The organism is Longispora sp. NPDC051575 (assembly GCF_040681875.1).
GTDB lineage: Bacteria > Actinomycetota > Actinomycetes > Mycobacteriales > Micromonosporaceae > Longispora.
The window spans coordinates 539,817-559,804 of sequence record NZ_JBFAZP010000002.1 but is presented as its reverse complement, the minus strand read 5'-3'; the positions used below and the strand labels follow the sequence as shown (position 1 = coordinate 559,804).

16 protein-coding genes are annotated in these 19,988 nt (G+C 75.2%); 6 read left to right on the top strand and 10 right to left on the bottom strand.

What is annotated here, in order from left to right; all coding sequences use genetic code 11:
• Nucleotides 1-93: 93 nt before the first annotated feature.
• The gene (locus tag AB0M43_RS06230; protein ID WP_363721629.1) at nucleotides 94-1,491 is read right to left on the bottom strand and encodes a DNRLRE domain-containing protein; all 1,398 of its coding nucleotides are present in this window, start codon (nucleotides 1,489-1,491) and stop codon (nucleotides 94-96) included.
• Between the two features lie 283 nt (nucleotides 1,492-1,774).
• Between AB0M43_RS06230 and AB0M43_RS06225 the strand changes: the two genes are divergently transcribed.
• The 4 genes from AB0M43_RS06225 to AB0M43_RS06210 all read left to right on the top strand — a co-directional run bounded on the left by AB0M43_RS06225 (nucleotide 1,775) and on the right by AB0M43_RS06210 (nucleotide 6,113).
• On the top strand, nucleotides 1,775-2,530 hold the full coding sequence (locus AB0M43_RS06225; protein ID WP_363721627.1) for a hypothetical protein: 756 nt from the start codon (nucleotides 1,775-1,777) through the stop codon (nucleotides 2,528-2,530).
• A gap of 820 nt (nucleotides 2,531-3,350) precedes the next feature.
• Nucleotides 3,351-3,749: a hypothetical protein gene (locus tag AB0M43_RS06220; RefSeq protein WP_363721626.1), complete on the top strand. Its 399-nt coding sequence runs from the start codon at nucleotides 3,351-3,353 to the stop codon at nucleotides 3,747-3,749.
• An 814-nt stretch (nucleotides 3,750-4,563) separates the two neighbouring features.
• Nucleotides 4,564-4,896 (top strand): YciI family protein, encoded by a 333-nt coding sequence (locus tag AB0M43_RS06215; protein WP_363721624.1) that lies wholly within the window; start codon nucleotides 4,564-4,566, stop codon nucleotides 4,894-4,896.
• Nucleotides 4,893-6,113, top strand: a complete 1,221-nt coding sequence (locus AB0M43_RS06210; protein WP_363721622.1) for an RNA polymerase sigma factor — start codon at nucleotides 4,893-4,895, stop codon at nucleotides 6,111-6,113. The genes AB0M43_RS06215 and AB0M43_RS06210 overlap by 4 nt, the downstream gene beginning before the upstream one ends.
• A gap of 57 nt (nucleotides 6,114-6,170) precedes the next feature.
• Here the strand turns inward: AB0M43_RS06210 and AB0M43_RS06205 are convergent, their stop codons facing one another.
• Nucleotides 6,171-6,653, bottom strand: a complete 483-nt coding sequence (locus AB0M43_RS06205; RefSeq protein ID WP_363721620.1) for a poly-gamma-glutamate biosynthesis protein PgsC/CapC — start codon at nucleotides 6,651-6,653, stop codon at nucleotides 6,171-6,173.
• On the bottom strand, nucleotides 6,650-7,390 hold the full coding sequence (locus AB0M43_RS06200) for a hypothetical protein (RefSeq protein WP_363721618.1): 741 nt from the start codon (nucleotides 7,388-7,390) through the stop codon (nucleotides 6,650-6,652). Before AB0M43_RS06200 ends, AB0M43_RS06205 begins: the two co-directional genes overlap by 4 nt.
• A 44-nt stretch (nucleotides 7,391-7,434) precedes the next feature.
• On the opposite strand from AB0M43_RS06200, the gene AB0M43_RS06195 reads away from it, so the two are divergent.
• Nucleotides 7,435-7,629: a hypothetical protein gene (locus AB0M43_RS06195; protein WP_363721616.1), complete on the top strand. Its 195-nt coding sequence runs from the start codon at nucleotides 7,435-7,437 to the stop codon at nucleotides 7,627-7,629.
• 228 nt (nucleotides 7,630-7,857) lie between these two features.
• On the opposite strand, the gene AB0M43_RS06190 is transcribed toward AB0M43_RS06195, so the two are convergent.
• From AB0M43_RS06190 to AB0M43_RS06180, 3 genes are all read right to left on the bottom strand, one after another.
• A complete protein-coding gene (locus AB0M43_RS06190; RefSeq protein ID WP_363721614.1) occupies nucleotides 7,858-10,008 on the bottom strand; it encodes a HAMP domain-containing protein in 2,151 nt (716 codons plus the stop codon).
• 145 nt (nucleotides 10,009-10,153) lie between these two features.
• The gene (locus tag AB0M43_RS06185; protein WP_363721612.1) at nucleotides 10,154-11,038 is read right to left on the bottom strand and encodes a hypothetical protein; all 885 of its coding nucleotides are present in this window, start codon (nucleotides 11,036-11,038) and stop codon (nucleotides 10,154-10,156) included.
• Nucleotides 11,035-11,541, bottom strand: coding sequence for a hypothetical protein (locus AB0M43_RS06180; RefSeq protein ID WP_363721611.1), 507 nt, complete (start codon nucleotides 11,539-11,541; stop codon nucleotides 11,035-11,037). The genes AB0M43_RS06185 and AB0M43_RS06180 overlap by 4 nt, the downstream gene beginning before the upstream one ends.
• A gap of 68 nt (nucleotides 11,542-11,609) precedes the next feature.
• Here AB0M43_RS06180 and AB0M43_RS06175 point away from each other — a divergent pair, with 68 nt between their 5' ends.
• On the top strand, nucleotides 11,610-12,296 hold the full coding sequence (locus AB0M43_RS06175) for a response regulator transcription factor (RefSeq protein ID WP_363721609.1): 687 nt from the start codon (nucleotides 11,610-11,612) through the stop codon (nucleotides 12,294-12,296).
• Here AB0M43_RS06175 and AB0M43_RS06170 read toward each other — a convergent pair.
• The 4 genes from AB0M43_RS06170 to AB0M43_RS06155 form a co-directional block, all read right to left on the bottom strand.
• Complete coding sequence (locus AB0M43_RS06170; protein WP_363721607.1) at nucleotides 12,268-13,581, bottom strand: HAMP domain-containing sensor histidine kinase; 1,314 nt, start codon at nucleotides 13,579-13,581, stop codon at nucleotides 12,268-12,270. The two genes, AB0M43_RS06175 and AB0M43_RS06170, sit on opposite strands and share 29 nt — an antisense overlap.
• Nucleotides 13,582-13,606: 25 nt before the next feature.
• On the bottom strand, nucleotides 13,607-14,527 hold the full coding sequence (locus AB0M43_RS06165) for a hypothetical protein (RefSeq protein ID WP_363721605.1): 921 nt from the start codon (nucleotides 14,525-14,527) through the stop codon (nucleotides 13,607-13,609).
• An 82-nt stretch (nucleotides 14,528-14,609) separates the two neighbouring features.
• Nucleotides 14,610-18,680 carry an RHS repeat-associated core domain-containing protein gene (locus AB0M43_RS06160; RefSeq protein WP_363721603.1) on the bottom strand — a complete coding sequence of 1,357 codons (4,071 nt, stop codon included), beginning with the start codon at nucleotides 18,678-18,680 and terminating at the stop codon, nucleotides 14,610-14,612.
• A 123-nt stretch (nucleotides 18,681-18,803) separates the two neighbouring features.
• Nucleotides 18,804-19,985 (bottom strand): glycine C-acetyltransferase, encoded by a 1,182-nt coding sequence (locus AB0M43_RS06155; RefSeq protein ID WP_363721601.1) that lies wholly within the window; start codon nucleotides 19,983-19,985, stop codon nucleotides 18,804-18,806.
• Nucleotides 19,986-19,988: the final 3 nt, after the last annotated feature.

Here is a 19,988-nt window from a genome sequence, read left to right as displayed (position 1 = left end):
GGTGTGGCTTCGGGCGGGAGCTGGGGTGGGCCCGGCGTGGCCTCGGGCGGAGCGTGGGGGCCGCGCCCGGCGTACCGGGCGCGGCCGTGGACCTCAGTGGCAGTTGGTCGTGCCGCTGTCGGTGTAGGACTTGCCGGCGACCGGCACGAACTCCCAGGTGTAGCTGTTGGCGTGCAGGGTGAACTTCAGGACCCCCTGGGTGCCGGTGTTGCGGGCCTCGCTGTTCGGCTGGATCGTGCCGAAGCTGTACGCGCCGGCCCCGCCCATGCCGGCGACGAAGTGCCGGGCGCCCCGGGCGGTGTCCAGCCCGCCGGTCGGGTTCATCGGCGCGAACCGCTCGTACTGGTGGTTGTGGCCGGTGACGACGACGTCGGCGTCGAAGTCGTACAGCGCCTGGGCCAGGGGCCGCACGGCGGTCGTCGGCGCGTGGTTGGAGCCGGACGTGTACAGCGGCTTGTGCCAGTACGCGAGGGTGCACGGCTTGGAGCTGGCGGCCAGGTCGGCGCGCAGCCACTGCTCCTGCGCGGAACCGGCGGACGTGGCGACCTCCGAGTTCAGCGACACGATGTGCCAGTTGCCCAGGTCGTAGGAGTAGTAGCCCCGGTTGGACGGGCCGGCCGCCGCGCCGAAGTACCCGTAGTAGCCGGTGGCGCCCGAGGTGTTGTAGTCGTGGTTGCCGGGCGCCGGCTTCGTGCGGGCCTTGTGCCGGCCCCAGGTCGGGTCGTAGTAGGTGCTGAACTCCGACGCGGTGCCGTTGGTGTAGACGTTGTCCCCGGCGGTGAACACCGTGCCGGGGATGCCGTCGAGCAGGTTGGCCGTGGCCGTGTCGCCGGAGCCGGAGTCGGCGATGTCCCCCGCGCCGACCAGCACCGGGTCGCCCGGCTGACCGGTCGGGGTCGGCGACGGCGTCGGGGTCGTACCCGTCGTGACCACCAGCTGCGGGGCGGTGGCGCCGCTCTCCCGCGAGTCGTAGTCCGCGCCGTCGCTGTTGCCGGACGTGACCCCGATGCTGAACGTGCCGTTGCCCGCGACGTACGAGGTCACGTCGACCTCGTACCACGCGTTCCGCGACACCGCGCCCAGCGAGCCCAGCGTCGCACCGTCGATCGCCGGCTGGTTGCTCCACGTGACCGCGGTCTCCGACCAGGTGGTGGTGCCCATGGCCTTGAACGTGCCCCCGTTGGGGGACTGCGAACCCGACACGTCGTCGGTGTGCACCCGCAGCCTGGCGCTGGTCACGGGCGAGGTCAGGCCCGTGACGGCGAACTTCAGGAACGCCCGCTTGACCGGCGAGTTGTCCACACCGAGCTGGCCGGCGGTGCCGTAGTTGGTGCTCGTGGCGCCGTTGTCGACGTACGTGTCGGCGACGGGGGTGAACGTGGTGGTGGCCGCTGAGGCGGCCGTGGCCCCGCCGAGCACCGCGAACGCGGTGACGGTGGCGGTGACGGCGGCCGCGCAGGCCGCCGCGACCGTGACCTTGCGTGAGGACATCGATGGAGCCCTTCCGATCGGGGGGAGGAAACCGGGATTTCGAACCTACGGACGCCGGCACACGGCAGCGGGAAGGAATCCACGTCACTGGATGGCCACCCGGTGAACACGGCGTACGGGGCCGGGCGGTGCGGTCCGAGTCGCGTGTCCGGCACCGGGTTCCGTGGCGTGACGATGCCCACTCGGGGCCGTAATCCGGACGACACGCGCCCCGGTCCTTGGCTACCGTCCGTGCACGGTGCGGGCATCACACCCCGCCGCGCCGTACACGGAGGGAACCGCTGTGAAGATCCGTATCACCCTGGTCGCACTGACCCTGGCCGCCGCCGTACCGCTGGCCGCCGGCTGCGCGACCAAGGACACCCCCGCGTCCAAGGGCGCCACCCCGTCCGCCTCCGCCACGCCGGAGGTATCGGCGAAGGACGCCCTGACCGCGAGCACGAAGAAGCTGGAGGGCCAGCCGCTGGTGTTCGGCATGGACACCACGCTGGCGGCCGGCCAGACGGTCGTCGGCACCGGCCAGGTCGACCCGGCGGGCAAGAAGATCGCGGTCGACACGACGGTCACCGTGTCGGGCCAGAAGATCGCCACCAAGCTCATCATGATCGACAAGGACCTGTGGTTCCGGTTCGACGGCGTGCCGGCCCTGGGCGACAAGTGGCAGCACGTCAACCTCGACAAGCTCCCCGAGACCAGCAAGACCCGCAAGCAGCTCGCGGACCCGGCCAACGCCAACGCCCTGCTGGGCGCGATCGCGACCGCCGAGCGGATGGACGCCACGAACTACTACGGCACGGTCGACCTGAAGAAGCTCGGCGGGGTCTCCGGCCTCGACCAGCTCAAGATCGGCGACGTCACCACGACCGGCTTCACCGCCAAGCTCGACCCGCAGGGCCGGCTCACCAAGCTGACCGTGTCGCTGGGCACCGCCGGCGAGATCACCGCGACGTACACCGAGATCGGCAAGCCGGTCACGGTGACCGCGCCGCCGGCCGCCGACGTGGTCGAGGCCCCCGAGGCGGCGCTCGCCGCCCTGTAGGTCCGGCACCGGTGGGCCGCCGTCGCGCTGACGGCCGCTCCCGGGCGGGACAGTCCGTCGCCGCAACCCGGAGCGGACGCCCGCCCGTCTGACGGCCGCTCCCGCGCGGGACAGTCTCCGCCACTCCGTAGTTCCGCCCGTGGGCGGCCCGCACTGTCGGGCCGTCCACGGGCGTTTTCGGGTTCTGACGTGGTCGGGCGGCGCGGCCACGACGGAACCACCGCGCGCCCGGCCGACGGGGGGCACCGGACCGTGCTCCGATCCCCGGAAGCGGTACTCCCGCCGCCTGCTCGATCCCCGCGAAGCGGCACACCTGGCGCCCGGCCGCCGCCGGAGAGCAGCCGTCCCGTTGTGCCGCTCGATTGCCGCGAAGCGGCGCGCCCGCCGCCCGTCCGCCGCTGAGGAACGGCTATCCGTTGTGCCGTCCGAGCCCCGCCAAGTGGCACACCTGGCGCTGCCCGCCGCCGGAGAGCGGCCATCCTGTCGTGCCGCTCGATTGCCGCGAAGTGGCACACCCGCCGCCCGTCCGCCGCTGAGGAACGGCTATCCGTTGTGCCGTCCGAGCCCCGCCAAGTGGCACACCTGGCGCCGTCCGCCGCCGAAGAGCGGCCGTCCCGTTGTGCCGCTCGATTCCCGCGAGGCGGCACACCCAGCGCTGTCCGCTGCCGAGGAACGGCTGTCCCGTCGTGCCCGCGACCCGGCTGACCAGCCGTGACGTCGCGGTGAAGGCGAGGTGAAGGCGGTGTGCGACAAGCTGCTCGTGCCGGCCGGACGCGGCCCGCCGGCACACGGGAAACCAGCCGCAAGGGGGAGGATCAACATGAAACCCAAGCTGTCCATGGTGGTACGGACGCTGCTGGCGAGTGTCGCCCTGGCCGGCGGCATGACGGTCGCCGTCGCCAGCCCCGCGCAGGCCGCGATCTCGTGCAGCGGCTCCATCTGCATCGACGTCGAGGACTGGGGATCCTGGTACAACGCGAAGGTCTGGTTCCGGCACACCCCGGGCCGCCCGACGCTGTACGGGCACCTCGACCTCTGGGGGCCGGCGCTGAACACGAAGTACCCCAGCAGCGGGAACACGTTCATCGACCCGAACGAGGGCACCGCCTGGATCTCCAACATCAACGGCACCGGCGGCCAGGTGTGCGGAGAGGCGTGGTACTGGAACGGGCTCGACAAGCGCTACGAGAGCTGGGGACGGGTCTGCCGCTCGGTCTGAGCCCAGACCCGCTCGGGGGGTGACCGCGCCGCGGAAACGGCGCGGTCACGCGTCTGTGGCAGCTGCCCCGCCCCGCCCCGCCCCGCCCCGCCCCGCCCCCGCCCCGCCCCGCCCCCGCCCCGGCCCCGCCCCGCCCCGCCCCGCCCCGCCCCCGCCCCGGCCCCGCCCCGGCCCCGCCCGGCCCGCCCCCGCCCCGCCCCGGCCCGGCTCGGCCCGGCTCGGCCCGGCTCGGCCCGGCTCGGCCCGGCCCGGCCCGGCTCGGCCCGGCCCGGCTCGGCCCGGCCCGGCCCGGGCTCGGGCCCGGGCCCGGGCCCGGAAAGCTGACCACAGTCGTCAGCAGCGAGTTCGCCCCCTCACCGCCCCCTTGCTGCCCCCAACCTCGGCCCCAGCTTTCGCCCCTGGCCCAGGCTTCCGCCCCGCCCTCGCCCCGGCCCTGCCCTCGGCCCCAGCCCCGGCCCCGGCCCCGGCTTCCGCCTGGAAGGTGAACTCGCGGTCCTCGCCCGTCCGCGAGAACGTGCACCAGGTCGGATCTGCCGGCCATCGACAGCACCTCGCCGGGCAGCCCACCGCGGCCCGGACAGCGGCCCGGACGATGGCCCGGACGGCGGCCCGGCGGCGGAGGACCCTCGCGCACTGGCCCGCCCAGCGGTCAAGAAGGGGCCTGGCGGACCTGCCCCGCACCTGGAACGACACCCGCCGACCCGACCCATCAGAAATTTCCCCGCGGAACGTGTCGGATTGCGGCGACGGCGTTCGTGGTACGGGTGAGAGGCTGTCCGAAGGGCGGCCACCCGACCACAGGAGTTGATCCAAGATGGCGCAGTACCTGATCTCCGTGCTCCACGACGACCCGGCCACCGTGAACGCCGACCCGGAGGAGCGGGCCGCGATCAGCGCCTTCAACCGCCAGATGCAGGCCGACGGCCAGTGGGTCTTCGCCGGCGGCCTCGCGTCCCCGGAATCGGCCACCGTCGTCGACGGCCGGGACGGGACGCCGGTGTTCACCGACGGGCCCTACGTGGAGACGAAGGAGTACCTCGTCGGCCTGTGGATCGTCGAGGCGCCCGACCTCGACGTGGCGCTCCGGCTCGCCGGTGAGGGGTCGAAGGTCTGCAACCGCAGGATCGAGGTCCGGCCGTTCCTGTGACCGACGTCGGGGAGGTGATCGCCCGGGTGCACCGCGAGGAGTGGGCCCGGGTGGTCGCCACCCTCACCCGGCGGGTCGGGGACCTCGACCTCGCCGAGGAGATGGCCGCCGAGGCGTTCGCGACGGCGGTCGAGCGCTGGCCGGTCGACGGCGTCCCGCCGAATCCCGGCGGGTGGCTGACCACCACGGCCCACCGCCGGGCCATCGACCGGCTTCGGCGCGAGGCCCGGCGGGAGGACAAGCACCGGGAGGCGCTGATGCTGTCCGACACCCCCGAACCGACCGGCGTCGTCGAGGACGACCGGCTCCGGCTCCTGTTCACCTGCTGCCATCCGGCCCTCGCGATGGAGGCGCGGGTCGCGCTGACCCTGCGGATGGTCGGCGGGCTGACGGTGCCCGAGATCGCCGCCGCGTTCCTGGTCGCCGAGCCCGCGATGGGCCGGCGGATCACCCGCGCGAAGGACAAGATCAGAACAGCGGGGATCCCTTACCGGGTACCGGACCGGGAGGACCTCCCCACCCGGGTCACCGGGGTGCTCGCCGTCCTCTACCTGGTCTTCAACGAGGGCTACCTGTCCTCGGCTCCGGGGAAGGAGCCGGTCCGCGCCGACCTGACCGCCGAGGCGATCCGGCTGACCCGGCTGGTCCGCGCCCTGCTGCCGGCCGACGGAGAGGTCGCCGGGCTGCTGGCGCTGATGCTGCTCACGGAGTCCCGCCGGGCCGCCCGGGTGTCCGCGACGGGCGAGCTCGTCACCCTCGCCGAGCAGGACCGCGGCGCCTGGGACCGGGCCCTGATCGCCGAGGGCCACGCCCTGGTCCGCGAGCGGCTCGCCTCCGGCCGGCGACCGGGGCGCTACCAGATCCTGGCGGCGATCAACGCGGTGCACACCGACGCCGCCGACGTCCGCGACACCGACTGGGCGCAGGTCGTCGCACTCTACGACCAGCTGGTCCGCCTCGATCCCTCGCCGATCGTGCGGCTCAACCGGGCGGTCGCGGTCGCCGAACTCGACGGCCCGCAGGTGGCGCTGGCGGAGGTGGACGGCCTGCCGCTGGAGGAGTACCACGCCTTCCACGCCACCCGCGCCGACCTGCTGCGCCGCCTCGGCCGGAGCGGGGACGCGCGGGCGGCGTACGACCGGGCGATCGGGTTGGCCGGCAACACCGCGGAGTCGGCGTACCTGGCCCGGCGGCGCGACCAACTGGCCGGCCAGTGAACCCGGGGGAGCCGGTGGCCTGGCCGCGCGCTGACGGCGCCCGGACCCCGGTCCGGGTCACACGGTCGAGACCACCCCGGCGAGCACCCCGCTGATCATCACCGCGTACGCGGCGGCAGTCACCACCACGGTCGCCAGCACCGTCGCCGCCGGCGGCTGGCGGACCAGCTGGTACGCGATCAGCCCGGGGGCGACGAAGCCGAGGGTCTGGTGCACGAACAGCAGCGGGAACTTGTTCTGTACCACCAGGAACAACGCCAGCTGCAACACGACGCCGAGCAGGACGACGGCGGCGAACAGGCGCTTGCCGTACAGGATGACGACGCGTTGCAGGAGCCGGGTGCCCGCGTAGGTCACCCCGGTCATCGCCACCACGATCGCGGCCTGCCGGTAGTCCTGGAGCAGGGCCAGCGCGAGCCACCCCGGGGTGATCATGCCGCCGGGGGACAGGTTCGTGGTCAGGTAGCACAACAGCGAGAACACCAGGCCGGCGCCCAGGGCGAGGGTGGCGGTCTCGGGGGCGAGCTCGACGCTGATCACGGTGTCCTCCGGTGCGGGGTCGCGGGGACGGCCCGGGGCAGCGTGGCCAGCTCCGCGAGGAGCAGTTCGCCCTGGCCGTGGATGTTGCCGACGGTCACCAGCGACGTGTCGCCGGCCATCCCGGCGACGATCTCGTCCAGCAGCTGCCGGGCCGGGCGGCGGCCGCCGAGGTCGAGGACCCGGTCCTGCCACGGGTCGGGGACGGTGGCCCGCGCGCTGCGGGTCGGCTCGCCGATCAGGATCACCCGGTCCGGGGCGACCTGGCCGACGAGCGTACCCATCTGGGCGTTGCGTTCCACCCGGTCCGGCCGGCAGTTGATCACCATCTGGAGCGGTCGGCCGATCAGTTCCTGGTCGTGCAGCCGGTGGATGTTCTGCAGCGTGGAGGCCGGGTCGTTGGCGGCGAACACGTTGGCCACCGCCAGGGTCCCGCCGGCCAGCCGGAACCGGTCGACGGTCAGTACCCCCGGATCGGGCGGCGCGGCCCACATGCCCGTCAGCGCCGCGTCCCGCCGCACCCCGCACAGCCGGGCGACCGCCAGCGCGATGGCCACGTTGTCCTTGAACGTGATCCAGCTGAACGCCGCCATCTCCTCGTCGGTGACCTCCTCCGGGTCGACCACCACCAGCCGGCACCGCCGCCGCCGGGCCTCGACCCGCAGGATCGCCAACCGGTCGCGCTCGGCGGTGACGCACACCCCGCCCACCGGCATGGACCGCGACAGGGACCGGGCCACGTCGTCGAGGGGGGCCCATCTCGGCGAGGTGGTCCTCCCGGACGTTGCACAGCACCCCGATCGTGGACTCGATCAGCTTCGACTGGTTGATCTCCTGCAACGCCGGCATCACCGCCATGCACTCGATGACCAGCGCGTCGGGCCGGAACACCGCCGCCCGGCGGACGATGCCGATCTGCTCGACCACGTTGGCGATCCCGAACCTGCGGTACACCGGCTCCTCGGACCCGTCGGGGTAGAGGAACCGGGCCGCCGTGCCGGTGGTCTTCGCGACGACGGTCTGACCGCCGCCCCGCAGCGCCCCGGCGCACAGCCGGGTGATCGAACTCTTGCCCCGGATGCCGTTGACCAGCACCCGCACCGGGATGCTCCGCAGGTGCCGGTGGTGGCGGACCTGCTCGACGACCCCGGCGACGAGCAGCGCGAGGCAGAAGCCGAAGAACACGAGGATGAGCAGCACGCCGGCCTCAGCTTCCGACGGGCAGCGACGCGCCCGCTCCGGCCCGCCGGGGCCCCGGGATCGTGACCCCGTCCGTCGTGGGAAGGGCCGCGCCGTCTCCCGGGGTGACGCCCCGCATCCGGGCCGCGCCCCCGAGCCGCCAGGGCCCCTGGGTCGCGACCTGCCGGCAGATGTCCAGGCACATCGCGACCGCGCCGACCTCGTCCTGGCGGGCCACGGCGATGGGGGTACCGGTGTCGCCCGCCGCGAGTCGTTCGGCCGCCGCCGCCACCCGGCGCAGCGGCAGCGCGACGAGGAACAGCTGCCAGCCGAACCCGACCAGCGCGACCGCGACCGCCACGACGGCCAGCAGTTCCCGGCGGCGGTGCTCGCGGTGCTCCCACACGTCCAGGTCGGAGGCCCGGCGCTCGGCGATCACCGCCAGCCCCAGATGTTCGGTGGGGCTCTCCCGGTCGAGGGCCACCGCCGTGACCAGGGACCGCGCGCCGGCACCCGGTTCCCGGGGCGGCCGGCCGGTGAAGGCCCCGTCCCCGGCCTCCCGCAGGTCGCGGCCGCGCACGGTGGCGAACGCCTGGTAGCCCTCGGTGTCCACCCAGGTGCGCAGCCGCCGGTCGACGAGGCGGAGCCGGCCGTCCGCGCGGGCCAGCAGCCCCGACAGGTGCCGGATGTCGAACTCGGCCACCAGGCCGCGCCCGCCGGGCAGGGCGGCGTGCGCGTAGAGGGCCGGTACCCGGCGGACCCGGTCGTCCACCCGCACCCCCGCCCCGGCGGTCACCGGGCCGTCGGGGCGCAGGGGCGGCCGTCCCGCCCGGTTCGTGGGCCGGCCCGCGGCGTCCACCACGTAGACGCTGCGGAACCGGCCGTCGGCGGCGAGCGCGTCGATCCGGGCCGTGATGCCCTCCGGTCCGGCCCCGGCCGCCGCCGTCACCTGGCCGAGCCCGCCGTCGAGGGCCAACTGCACCGACCGCCCGACGATGTCCGCCTGGTTGCGCAGGTCGGCGGCCACCTGCGGGGGGACCGGGGTGGCGTCGGAGGCGGGGGCGACGGCCACGGCGGCCCACCCGATCGGCGCGGCCGCGCAGGCCACCGTGACCCACCAGACCGGGGGCGCGAGCCTGCGCCGTGCCCGTCGGGGCTCCCGGTCCGGCCACCGCAGCCGGCGGACCCCGGCGGCGATCCGGGCCACCTCGCCGACCCGCCACCGGGGCGCGTGCGTGCCCGCCCCGCCGACGGCCGCCGCCGAGCAGTCCGCGACCAGGCGGCGCACGGGCCGCACGACCAGCGCGTGGGTGAGGAGCAGGACCGCGACGGCCACACCGAGCAGCCCGAGGCCGAGGGGCAGGCCCCGCCACGCCGAACCCGCCGGCTGCCAGGGCTGCCGCACCACCGACACCACCGTGACTCCGGACTCCCCGGCGGACACGGCGGTGACGACCGTGGCCGGCGCGGTCCCGGCCCCCTCCGACACGGCAGTGCCGCCCCGGGTGCCGGCCGTGGCGACGGCCTTCGCGACCAGCGGCGCCAGCACCGGGTCCTGCGCGCCGACCGGGGCTCCCTGGCCGACCGCCCAGCCGCCGAGCCGGGGGGCGAGCACGAGGCTCTGCCCGTGGTCGGCGTCGACCCGCGCCAGCCGGGCCCGCAGCGGCATGGTGGCGACGAGTGTCCGGCCGCCGCCCAAGGGCACGAACCCGACGAGGTGTACGCCGACCGCGTCCCGCACCGTCGTCAGCCCGGGACCCGTCGGGCGCTGCGCGAGCACCTCCGCCGGGACGGCCCGGCCGTGCGCCGCGACCACCGCGCCCTTGTCCAGGACCGCCCCGCCCCGCCAGCCGGCCCCGCCGCCCACGACGGACCGCGCCAGGCCGGCCGGCTCCGGGGCCGGGCCGGCGTCGGCGGCCGCCGTCACGAGCGCCTGCAGGCCGGTGGTGGCGGTGGTCCGGACGCCGGCCGCGACGAGCCGGGTGGTCCGCAGTTGGGAGTCGACGACCGCCGCCGGCACCGAGGGCCGGGCCGGGCCGGCCAGCAGGACGACGCTGGCGACGGCGACCAGCACCAGCAGCAGCGCGCACACCCGGGACGGCACGGCCGCGCCGGCCGGGAAGCGCGGCCGGGGGATCTGCCGGTCCAGACAGGTCCTCAACCACTCGCCTGCGCCCACGGTCCGCCTCCGATTCGCCCGGCTTCCTCGGTCCGGGCCTTACGGAGCGTAGCCATCGATATGGTTAAGAGGTCTCTAAATGTTGACTATCGCGGTCCTAAGGGCGACTTGACCGGTGGGTCCTGTGCGGACGGCCCGGCGGGTGTCAGGGCGCGGCGAGTCCGGCCGCGACCAGGGCGCGGGCCAGTGTGGACCGTCGCGCCGGGTCGGACCGCACCGACCAGCTCGCCTCCAGGTGCACGAACACCGCGCCGTACCCGGCGGCCGCCGCGCCCTGGACGTTCGACGTGCCCTCCAGCCTGCCGCACTGTTCCCGCCAGGCCCGGCAGACCGCGAGCCCGGCCCCGTCGAGCTGGTCGGCGACCCGCAGCGGACCGGGGCCGGGCACGGCCTGACCGGTCGAGACCACCGCGTCGGTCCCGGGCAGGTTCCGGTCGGCGAACCCGTGCAGTTGCAGCTGGGCCAGGCCGTGCCGGGCGTACGCGTCGGCGAGGGCGTGGAACACGGAGTCCTCGTGGTGCGCGACGTCCGCCGCGCCGCCGCCGGCCTTCCGGTGCGCCCCGGCGACCAGCAGCACCGTGCCCGGCACCGCCCGGAACAGGTCGAGCCCGAGGTCCTCGGTGCGCAGGTCGTACGCCGGATGGGGCACCTCGACCACCCACCGGGCGGGGGCGGAGCCGTCCACCAGCACCAGGCCCCAGGACCGTTCGGTCCGCGCGTCGCTGGCGTACACCGTGAACGGGCGGCCGGTGACCGGGTCGGTGCCGCGGGTGGCGGGCATGCCCAGCGAGGCCAGCTGGTCGGCGCCCCGCTCGGTGCCGCCGGCGAGCAGCAGCTCCACGGCGGCCCCGGCGGCGCGGCTCTCCTCGGCGCGGGGCGGCCGGTAGCGACCGTCCGGCGCGAGGCCGGCGACGTGGGCGGCGAGCAGCCGGGCCGGATCGGGGGCGGGCGCGGGCGCGGATTCGCCTCCGCAGCCGGAGAGCAGGGTGGCGACGAGCAGCAGAACGAGAGCCCCCAGCCGGGTACTCACCACACCTCGTCCCCGTACCCGTCGTCCTCGAACACGTCCGCCCTGGTCACGCCGGGCTTCTCCCAGTAGGCCTCGACGGTGCTGACGTGCCCCATCCACTCCAGGCGCACGGTGAGCCGGGCGTGCCGGTCCCCGTCGACCGTCACCCGCACCTCCCGGTCGTAGGGCTCCACGCTGGTCACGGTGACCTTGCCGTGGTCGTAGGTGAGGGTCACGACGCCGCCGTCGGTGTACACGACCCGCACCACACTGTCGGGGCCCTCGGTCCGCACCACCGGGCTCGGCGTGGGCCGGGGCGTGGGGCTGGCCGACTCCCGGGGGCGCACCTGGGCCAGCGGCGCGGCACTGGGCGACGGGGTGGCCGGCCGGGTCCGGGCCGGCGGCAGCGGTCGGCTCTGTTCGGTGTCCGCCACGAACGCGGGGGACACCAGGAACCACACGGCCCCGCCCACGAGCGCGGCGGCGGCCGGCCAGACGGCCGCGGTGACAGTCCATCGACGCATGGGCCGCATTATCCATCAATCCGTCCACGATGGTCCGCTCCGAGGCTTCCGAGGGTATGGTGCCCACCATGCCCCGTGTACTGGTGATCGAGGACGAGCCGGGCATCCGCCACACCCTGCTCCAGGAGCTGGTCGCCTACGGTCACAGCGTGCAGGCGGTGGGTAGCGCGATGGCGGGGTTGCGGGCCGTCACCGGGAACGAACCCGACGTCGTCCTGCTCGATCTCGGGCTGCCCGACCTCGACGGGGCGGTGCTGCTCACCATGATCCGGGCCGCGACCCAGGTGCCCGTGATCGTGGCCACCGCCCGCGACGACGAGTGCGACATGATCCGCCTGCTCGACAAGGGCGCCGACGACTACGTGGTCAAACCGTACTCCGTGGAACAGATCGCCGCCCGGGTGCGCGCCGTCCTGCGCCGCACCCTGCGGGAGGGCCCCGTGCCGCCCCTGGTGCTCGGCGGCCTCACCGTGGACCGGACGGCCCGGGAGGCCCGGCTCGACGGGGCCGCGCTCCGGCTGAGCCGGCGCGAGTTCGACCTGCTCGCCTACCTCGCGGCCCGGCCGGGCCAGGTGATCACCCGCAAGCAGCTCCTGGCGGAGGTGTGGCAGCTGTCCTTCGGCGACGACGACAGCACCGTGGACGTGCACCTGTCCTGGCTGCGCCGCAAGCTCGGCGAGACGGCCGCCGCGCCCCGGTTCCTGCACACGGTGCGCGGCGTCGGCATCAAACTGGTCGCCCCGCCCCAGGACTGACGGTCGGCAGCCGCAGCGCCACCCGGGCCCCGCCGAGCGGGGAGGCCGTGACCGACAGGCTCCCGCCGTGCTCGGCGGCGACCCGGCGCGCGATGTCGAGCCCCAGCCCGGTGGACCGGCCCCCGCTCACCCCGCGGCGCACCGCGAGCGCGGGCTCGGCGATGCCCGGCCCGGCGTCGTCGACGGCGAGGATGACGCCGCCCTGGTCCGGGCGCAGCCCTACGTGGCAGGCCGCCCCGTGCGGGGTGTGGTGGAAGACGTTGGCGAGCAGCGCGTCCAGCACCTCCTGCACGGTCCCGGCCGGTACGGGGACCCGCACGGGCGCGTCGAGGCCGTACCGCCGCCACGGCCGGTCCTGGTCCTCGGCGAGCACCTCCCAGAACGCGACCCGCCCGGCCACCACCTCGGCGAGGTCGCAGGAACCGGCCTCCCGGACGACCAGCGGCCGGCGGGCCCGGGCGACGATGTCGTCCACCTCGGCGCTGAGCCCCAGGCTGGCCTCGACCACCCGGTCCCGGGCCGGGCAGTCCGGCAGCGAGGCCGCGTTGAGCCGCAGCACGGTGAGCGGGGTCCGCAGCCGGTGCGACAGGTCGGCGACCAGTTCGCGTTCCATCGCCAGCAGTGCCGCGATCCGGGCGGCCATCGCGTTGAACGCCACCCCGGCGGTATGCGTCTCCGCTGGTCCCGCGGGCCTGACCCGGACGTCCAGGTCGCCGGAGCCGAGCCGCTCGGCGGCCAGGGCCAGGGCCGTACTCGACCGGACCACCTGCCGGGCCAGCCGGTCGGCGAGCAGCGCGGCGGCCACCAGCAGGACCGCGCCCAGCCCGAGCAGGCCCAGCCACGCCGTCCGGACCCGCCGGTCCGTGTCGGCCTCCGGCACGTACACCTCGGCGACGGCCACCTCGCCGTCGGCGACCGCGACCGGGCGCACGTGCGTGTAGCCGCCGGCCACCGGGAAGTCGGCGGCCCGCCCGCCGGTCACGGTCGCCGTCCACTGTGCCGGGGTCGCGCGCGGACCGCGCGCCGGGCCGACGAACCGGCCGTCGGGCAGCCGCACGACGACCAGCCCCCGGTTGGCCGCCGGCAGCGCGGCGAGCGCGTCGGAGACCTCCCGGGGCTCGGTCGTGACCCGCAGCACGGCCGCGATCGCGTCGGCGTCGCGGTGCGCGTTGCTCTGGTCCCGTTCGGCCGCCGTGTGCCGCGCGAACCACGCGAGCGGCACGGCGAACCCCACGATGACCAGGGCGGTGACCGCGAGGGCCACGCCCACGAACGTGCGTCTCATCCGGTCCGCCCGCGCCGGGCCGGCACTACTCCCAGTCCCAGCGGACGCCGACGATCCCGGGCCGGACATGGGTGGCCAGCACGTGGACGGAGTCCCGGCCCGCCAGCGCGAGTTCGGCCCGTTCCCGGTCGGGGCCGTCCGGCCGGTCCTGGGTGTAGCGGAAGCAGCGCACCGGGACGGCTCCGGGCGCGAACCGGACCTGGATCGCCACCCGCGCCCCCGCGTACCGGGCACTGTGTTGGAACTGCCCGCACGGCACCCCGCTGCCGTCGCGGTGCTCGAACTCCAGGATGTGGGTCTCGTCCACCCGCAGGACCCGGTCGAAGAGCAGCTCGGTGACGACCATGCCCGCGGACCGGTCCCGCCGGACCCGGCCCACCCGGCAGTTGCCCAGGGGCACGACCTGGACCAGGTCCGTGTCGCAGCCGTCGTCGCCCTGGAAGATCGTGACGAAGCGGTCGACCTCCTCGTGGGCCCGCACGACCTGGAGGCTGCGGCGGCGCACGGCCGCGTGGTCCGCCTCGACGTGGACGTCCTCGAACAGGCTCACGGTGTGCACCCGGCCGACGGCCGAGGTCTCCAGTTCGCCGAGCATCCGGTCCAGTGTCCGGGCGGGGGCGAACAGTTCCGAGTACCGCTGGACCGTGGCCGGCCGCCCCGGGCGCGGACCGCGCGGGCGGGGCGGGCCCAGCAGCATCGTCAGCGCCGCCGGGGACAGCCCCAGGATCTGCTCCAACGCCGTGACCGCCGACAGCGACTCGCGCCGCTCGGGCCGGCGGGTGCCCTGCTGCCAGTAGCTCAGGGTCGCCAGGCTGACGTGCAGCCCGCACTCCGCCAGGCGGGCCCGGATCCGCTGCAGCCCCAACCCCCTGGCCTCGATGCCGGCGCGCAGCGCCCGGTGGAAAGGGCCGCTACGCAGCGCTTCCGTCAGCTCGTCACGTCCCACCCACAACCTCCCGGAGTCGGAGCTCGACAGCAGTCTATGTCAGATGTCACCCGACGGGCGGGTGGCACGCGGTCACTGCGAGCTACGGGAGCGTGGGCACCGGCACCCGGTCCCGGGACCCCGAGATCCGCCCCGCGACCTTGCGGGCGGTCCGGAGCACGGCGCGGCCGGCCGTGAGGGCCACCTCCGAGGCCAGTTTGCCGCCCAGCAGACTCTGCCCCGCGCCCTCGGCGCCCGCCCAGGCAAGATCCGACCAGGAGAACTCCCCGGTCTGCACGGCGCCGACGAGATAGTCGGCGATCCCGCCGGCGGCGCCGCCGAGGAGCTGGCAGCCCACGATGCCCACGGCGAGGCTGGTCCCCGCGGTGGGTGCCGCGAGTGCGACGGCCGCCGCGATACACCCGACGGTCACGAGTTTCGAGACGGCCTCGGCGACCAGGTGGTGGACCACGAAGTCGGCGGCCTTCCGCAACCAGCGGCCGAGGGTACGCCACGGGCTCAGGCCGGACGGGTCGGACGCGTTGACCGGGTCGCCGCCCGCGTAGGAGTACGGCGCGCCGGTCTCGGCGACCAGCGGGTCGCGGGTGAGGAACTGGCCGGTGGCCGGATCGTAGTAGCGGTGCCGCAGGTACTGGAACCCGGTGACCGGGTCGGTGTACTGCCCGGCGTAGCCCAGCGCCGAGACCGGGTCGGGCCCGGCCGGCCGGCCGTACGCGTCGTAGCTGGCGCGGCCGGTCACCTCCCCCCGGATGTCGGTGCCGAGCCGCACGCTGCCCTGGTGGTCGGTGACGAGGTAGCGGGGCTGGTCGCCGGTGACCTGTTCGATGGGCTCGCCGTCCACGCCGTACAGGTACGCGTTCGCGCCGTCGGACAGCACCAGCGGGGTGGCGCCGGTCCGGTCCCAGGCGAACCGGCTGGTGGCGCCGTGGACGGTCGCGGCGACCCGCTGTCCGTCGCCGTCGTAGGCGTAGCTGGTGTCCGTGCCGTACCCGACGAGGCGGTTGGCCTGGTCGTAGCGCAGCGCGGTCGTGGACCCGGCGGCGCTGACGGTGCTCCGGTTGCCCTGCCGGTCGTAGCCGAACGTGCGGGTGCCGGCCCCGGTGGCGCTGGTCCGCAGCTGGCCGGCCGGGTCGAATGTCTGCCGGGTGCCGTCGGGCATCGTCAGCAGGCCGCCCGCCGGGTCCTGTTCGACCGCGCGCCCGTCGACGCCGCCGAGCCGGTGCAGCCGGTCGTAGCTGTAGCTGTGCCCGACGCCGGAGATGGTGTCCGTCGTGGACCTGACCTGTCCCGTGGTGTCGTCGCCGGTGGCGGTCAGGGTGGCCAGGACCTTGCCGGTGGCGGTGTTGCGGACCGTCCTGGACGCCCCGTGGGTGATCTCCACGGCGTTGGGGGAGCGCCGCCGGAGCAGCGCGCCGGTCGCGTCGTCGTAGTCGTAGGAGGTCGTGGCGTTCAGCCAGTCGGTGACGGCGGTGAGCTGTCCGGCGCCGTCGTAGGTCCGCCGCGCCACCCGGCCGCCGGGGTAGGTGAGCGCGGTCAGCCGGCCGTCGTCGTCGTAGCCGTACCCGACCGTGGTGCCGGCGCCGTCGACCACCGCGGTGAGCCGGCCGGCGTCGTCGTAGGAGTAGCGGGTGGTGCCGGTGCCGTCGGTCATGGTGGTCCGGCGGCCGGCCTCGTCGTAGCCGTAGGCCACGTCCGGGGTGCCGGGGTCGGAGTAGGAGACCGAGACGAGCCGGTCGGCCGGGTCGTACCCGTAGCCGGTGCGGCGCCCCGACGGGTCGGTGACGGAGGTCAGGTTGTCGGCCCGGTCGTAGCCGTAGCCGGTGACCCGGCCGAGCGGGTCCGTGCCGGTGGCCAGCCGGCCGAGCGCGTCGTAGGTGTAGCGGGTGACACCCCTGAGGCCGTCGACCTGCTCCACCGGCCGGCCGAGGCCGTCGTGCACCGTGCCCGTGGTGCTGCCGTCCGCCCGGGTCACGAGTTCGGGCAGGCCGTCCGGGTCCGGCCGGTATTCGGTGCGGTGGCCGTCGCGGTCGGTGGTGCCGACCGGGTTGTCGTCGGGGTCGTAGGACACGGTGGTCACGTGCCGGGCCGGGTCGGTCACCTGGTCCGGCCGGCCGGCGGGATCGTGCCGGGTGCCGGTGACCGCCCCGCCGGGGGCGATGACCTGGGTACGGCGCCCGGCCTCGTCGTAGGCGTACCGGGTGGCGCGGGCGACCCCCGGCCGGGGCGACACGGTGCTGGACGCGACCCCGCCCCACCGGTCGTAGCCCAGGACGGTCACCCGGCCGGCGGCGCTGACCACGCCGGTGCGGTCGCCGGGGTGCGCGGGGTCCTCGTAGCGGTACCCGACCCGTTCCCGCTCGGCGTTGACCTCGGCGGTGACGTCGCCGAAGGTGTTGTACTCCAGGGTGCTGACCCGCTGCCGGGGATCGGTGACCCGGACGAGCAGCCCGTCGGCGTACGCGTACCCGGTGACGCGCAGGTTGGCGTCGGTCACGCCCGTCACGGCGCCGTACCCGTCGTAGGTGTAGCGGGTCCGGTGCCCCTCGCCGTCGGTCACCGAGGACACCAGCGCCGCCGCCGTGTAGGTGTACCGGACGGTGGCCGCCGACGGGGTGCCCGCGCCCCGGGTGACGGCGGTCAGGTGCAGGCCGGCGTACTGGTAGACGGTGACCGCCCGCTCCGGGTCCGTCATCGTGGTCGTGCCGCCGGCCGGGGAGGCCCCGTCGCCCGTGTACGCCCACGTCGTCCGCGCCCCGGTGCCGCCCACCTCCTCGGTCACCCGGCCGCGCTCGTCGTAGGCCACGGTGCGGGTGACCCCGCCCGGGCTGCGGGTGGTGGTGAGCCGGCGCGCCGCGTCGTAGCCCAGCTCCCACACCCGGTCGAGCGGCTCGGTGACCCGGGACAGGGCGCCGTCCTGGTACTGGTACCCGACGGTCAGCCCGGCCGGCCCGTCCACCCGGGTGACCCGGTCCCCGGTGTACCGCAGCCGCAGCGTCCGCCCGGCCGGGTCGGTCACCCGCTCCAACCGGTTGTCGCCGGTGTAGCCCAGCAGCGTGGCGTAGCCGTGCGGGTCGGTCTGGCGCACGAGGCGGCCGGAGTCGGTGAACGAGTGCCGGATCCGGTCGGCGTGCCGGCGGAACACGAACCCGCCGTCCTCGCGGGCCAGCGTGGCCAGCACCCGGGGCGCCGCCGCGTACCCGGCGCCGTCGGGGTGGAACACGACGACCGAGCCGTCCTCCTGGCGCACCTCGACGTCGCCGCCGGCCGCGAAGGTCAGGCCCAGGTCGTAGCTGTCGGTCCAGCCGAAGCCGAACCGCGACTCCCGGTCGGCGCGCAGCGAACTGTACGTCCGGGTCAGCGCGAGGGGCACGCCGCGACCGGGTACCGACAGGTCGGTGACCTGGTCCCAGTACGCGCCGGTCGCGCAGTTGACGGCCGGGGCCTCGCCGCACGGCACCGGCCGCTCGCTCGGGTTGGGCGCGCCGCCCTGCTCGGCGACGTCGGGGCCGCCCACCGGGGCGACGGTCGCGGCCGGCGCCTGGGCGAGCGCGAGGTAGGCGGTGGCCCCGGGCCGCAGCGGGCGGGCGAACGTGACGGTGCCGGAGCGGCCCTCGCCCGCGAGGCGCACCCCGGGGCCCGCGTGGGACGCCGGGCCGAGCGGGCAGCCGCGCGGCGCGGGGTCGACGCACAGCCCCGGTCCGGTGAGTGCGAACAGGGCGGTGTCGGCGGTGACGGCCAGTGCGCGCAGTTCGGCGGGGCTGTCGTTGCGCACCCCGACCAGGGTCGCGCCGGTCCGCCCGTCGTAGGGGCCCTGCCCGGGGTCGGTCAGGACGGCGACCGCGCCCGAGGCGGTCACGTCGATCAGCACCGCGCACCCGGTGTCGGCGCCCAGGGCCGGGCACTGCGCGAACGGCGCGGTCGCGGTGCTGGCCCCGACCATGCCGGTGGCCGGCCGCCACCCCTTCGGCGCGGGGCCGAACCGGGGGGTGACGGTGGTGGACCGCGCGGGATCCGCCGGGACCGGGTAGGTCACCGGCACCGGGTCGGTCCGCGTCACCGCCAGGTACGTGACCGTGGCGACGACTCCCGTGCCGAGCAGCAGCGCGGCCACGAGGGTGAGGGCCACCGGGGAAGGAGGGAACGGGCTCCGCATGGGTCGACCTCCGGCGGGGGACGGGCGGGGCCGCGAACACGGACGCCGACCCTCCCATTGTCCCCAGTGGAGGGTCGGCGTCGGTCGGGTTTCCGCCCGGTCCGTGTCGGCTCGCCGACTCCGTTAGGCGCCCAGTTCGTCCCGTACCTGTGCGAACGCCGCGACGGCCCGGCGGACGTCCTCGGTGGAGTGCGCGGCCGACAGCTGGACCCGGATCCGCGCCTTCCCCTGCGGCACGACCGGGTACGAGAACGCGATCACGTAGATGCCCAGCTCCAGCAGCGCCGCCGCCATCCGGCTCGCCAGCGCCGCGTCGCCGACCATGACGGGCACGATCGGGTGCTCCCCGGCCAGCACGTCGAAACCGGCCGCCGTCATCTCAGACCGGAACAGCGCCGTGTTCTCGTGCAGCCGGGCCCGGCGCTCGTCGGACTCCGCGAGCAGGTCGAGGATGCGCAGGGACGCCCCGACGATCGCGGGCGCGAGGGAGTTGGAGAACAGGTACGGGCGCGAGCGCTGGCGCAGCAGCTCGACGATCTCGGCGCGGCCGGCCACGTAGCCGCCGCTGGCTCCGCCGAGGGCCTTGCCGAGGGTGCCGGTGACGATGTCGACCCGGTCGGAGACGCCGAAGTGCGCGGGCGTGCCCCGGCCGCCGGGGCCCATGAAGCCCACCGCGTGCGAGTCGTCGACCATGACCAGCGCGTCGTACCGCTCGGCCAGGTCGCAGATCTCGTCCAGCGGCGCGATGTACCCGTCCATGGAGAAGACGCCGTCGGTGACGATCAGCCGGTGCCGCGCCTCGGCGGACTCCTTGAGGCAGCGCTCCAGGTCGGCCATGTCCCGGTTGCGGTACCGGAACCGGGCGGCCTTGGACAGCCGGATGCCGTCGATGATGCTGGCGTGGTTGAGCTCGTCGGAGATGACGGCATCGGCCTCGCCCAGCAGGGTCTCGAAGACGCCGCCGTTCGCGTCGAAGCAGGAGCTGTACAGGATCGTGTCGTCGGTGCCGAGGAACTCCGACAGCCGCGCCTCGAGCTGCTTGTGCGGCTCCTGGGTGCCGCAGATGAACCGCACCGAGGCCATGCCGAAGCCCCAGTCGTCGAGGGCCCGCTTGGCGGCGGCCACGACGTCGGGGTGGTTGGCCAGGTCGAGGTAGTTGTTGGCGCAGAAATTCACCACGGTGCCGCCGCCGACGGTGATGTCGGCGGACTGCGGGCTGGAGATCACGCGCTCGGACTTGTAGAGCCCGGCCTCGCGGATCGCCGCCAACTGCTCCGCGAGGTGCGGGCGCACGGAATCGAACACGGT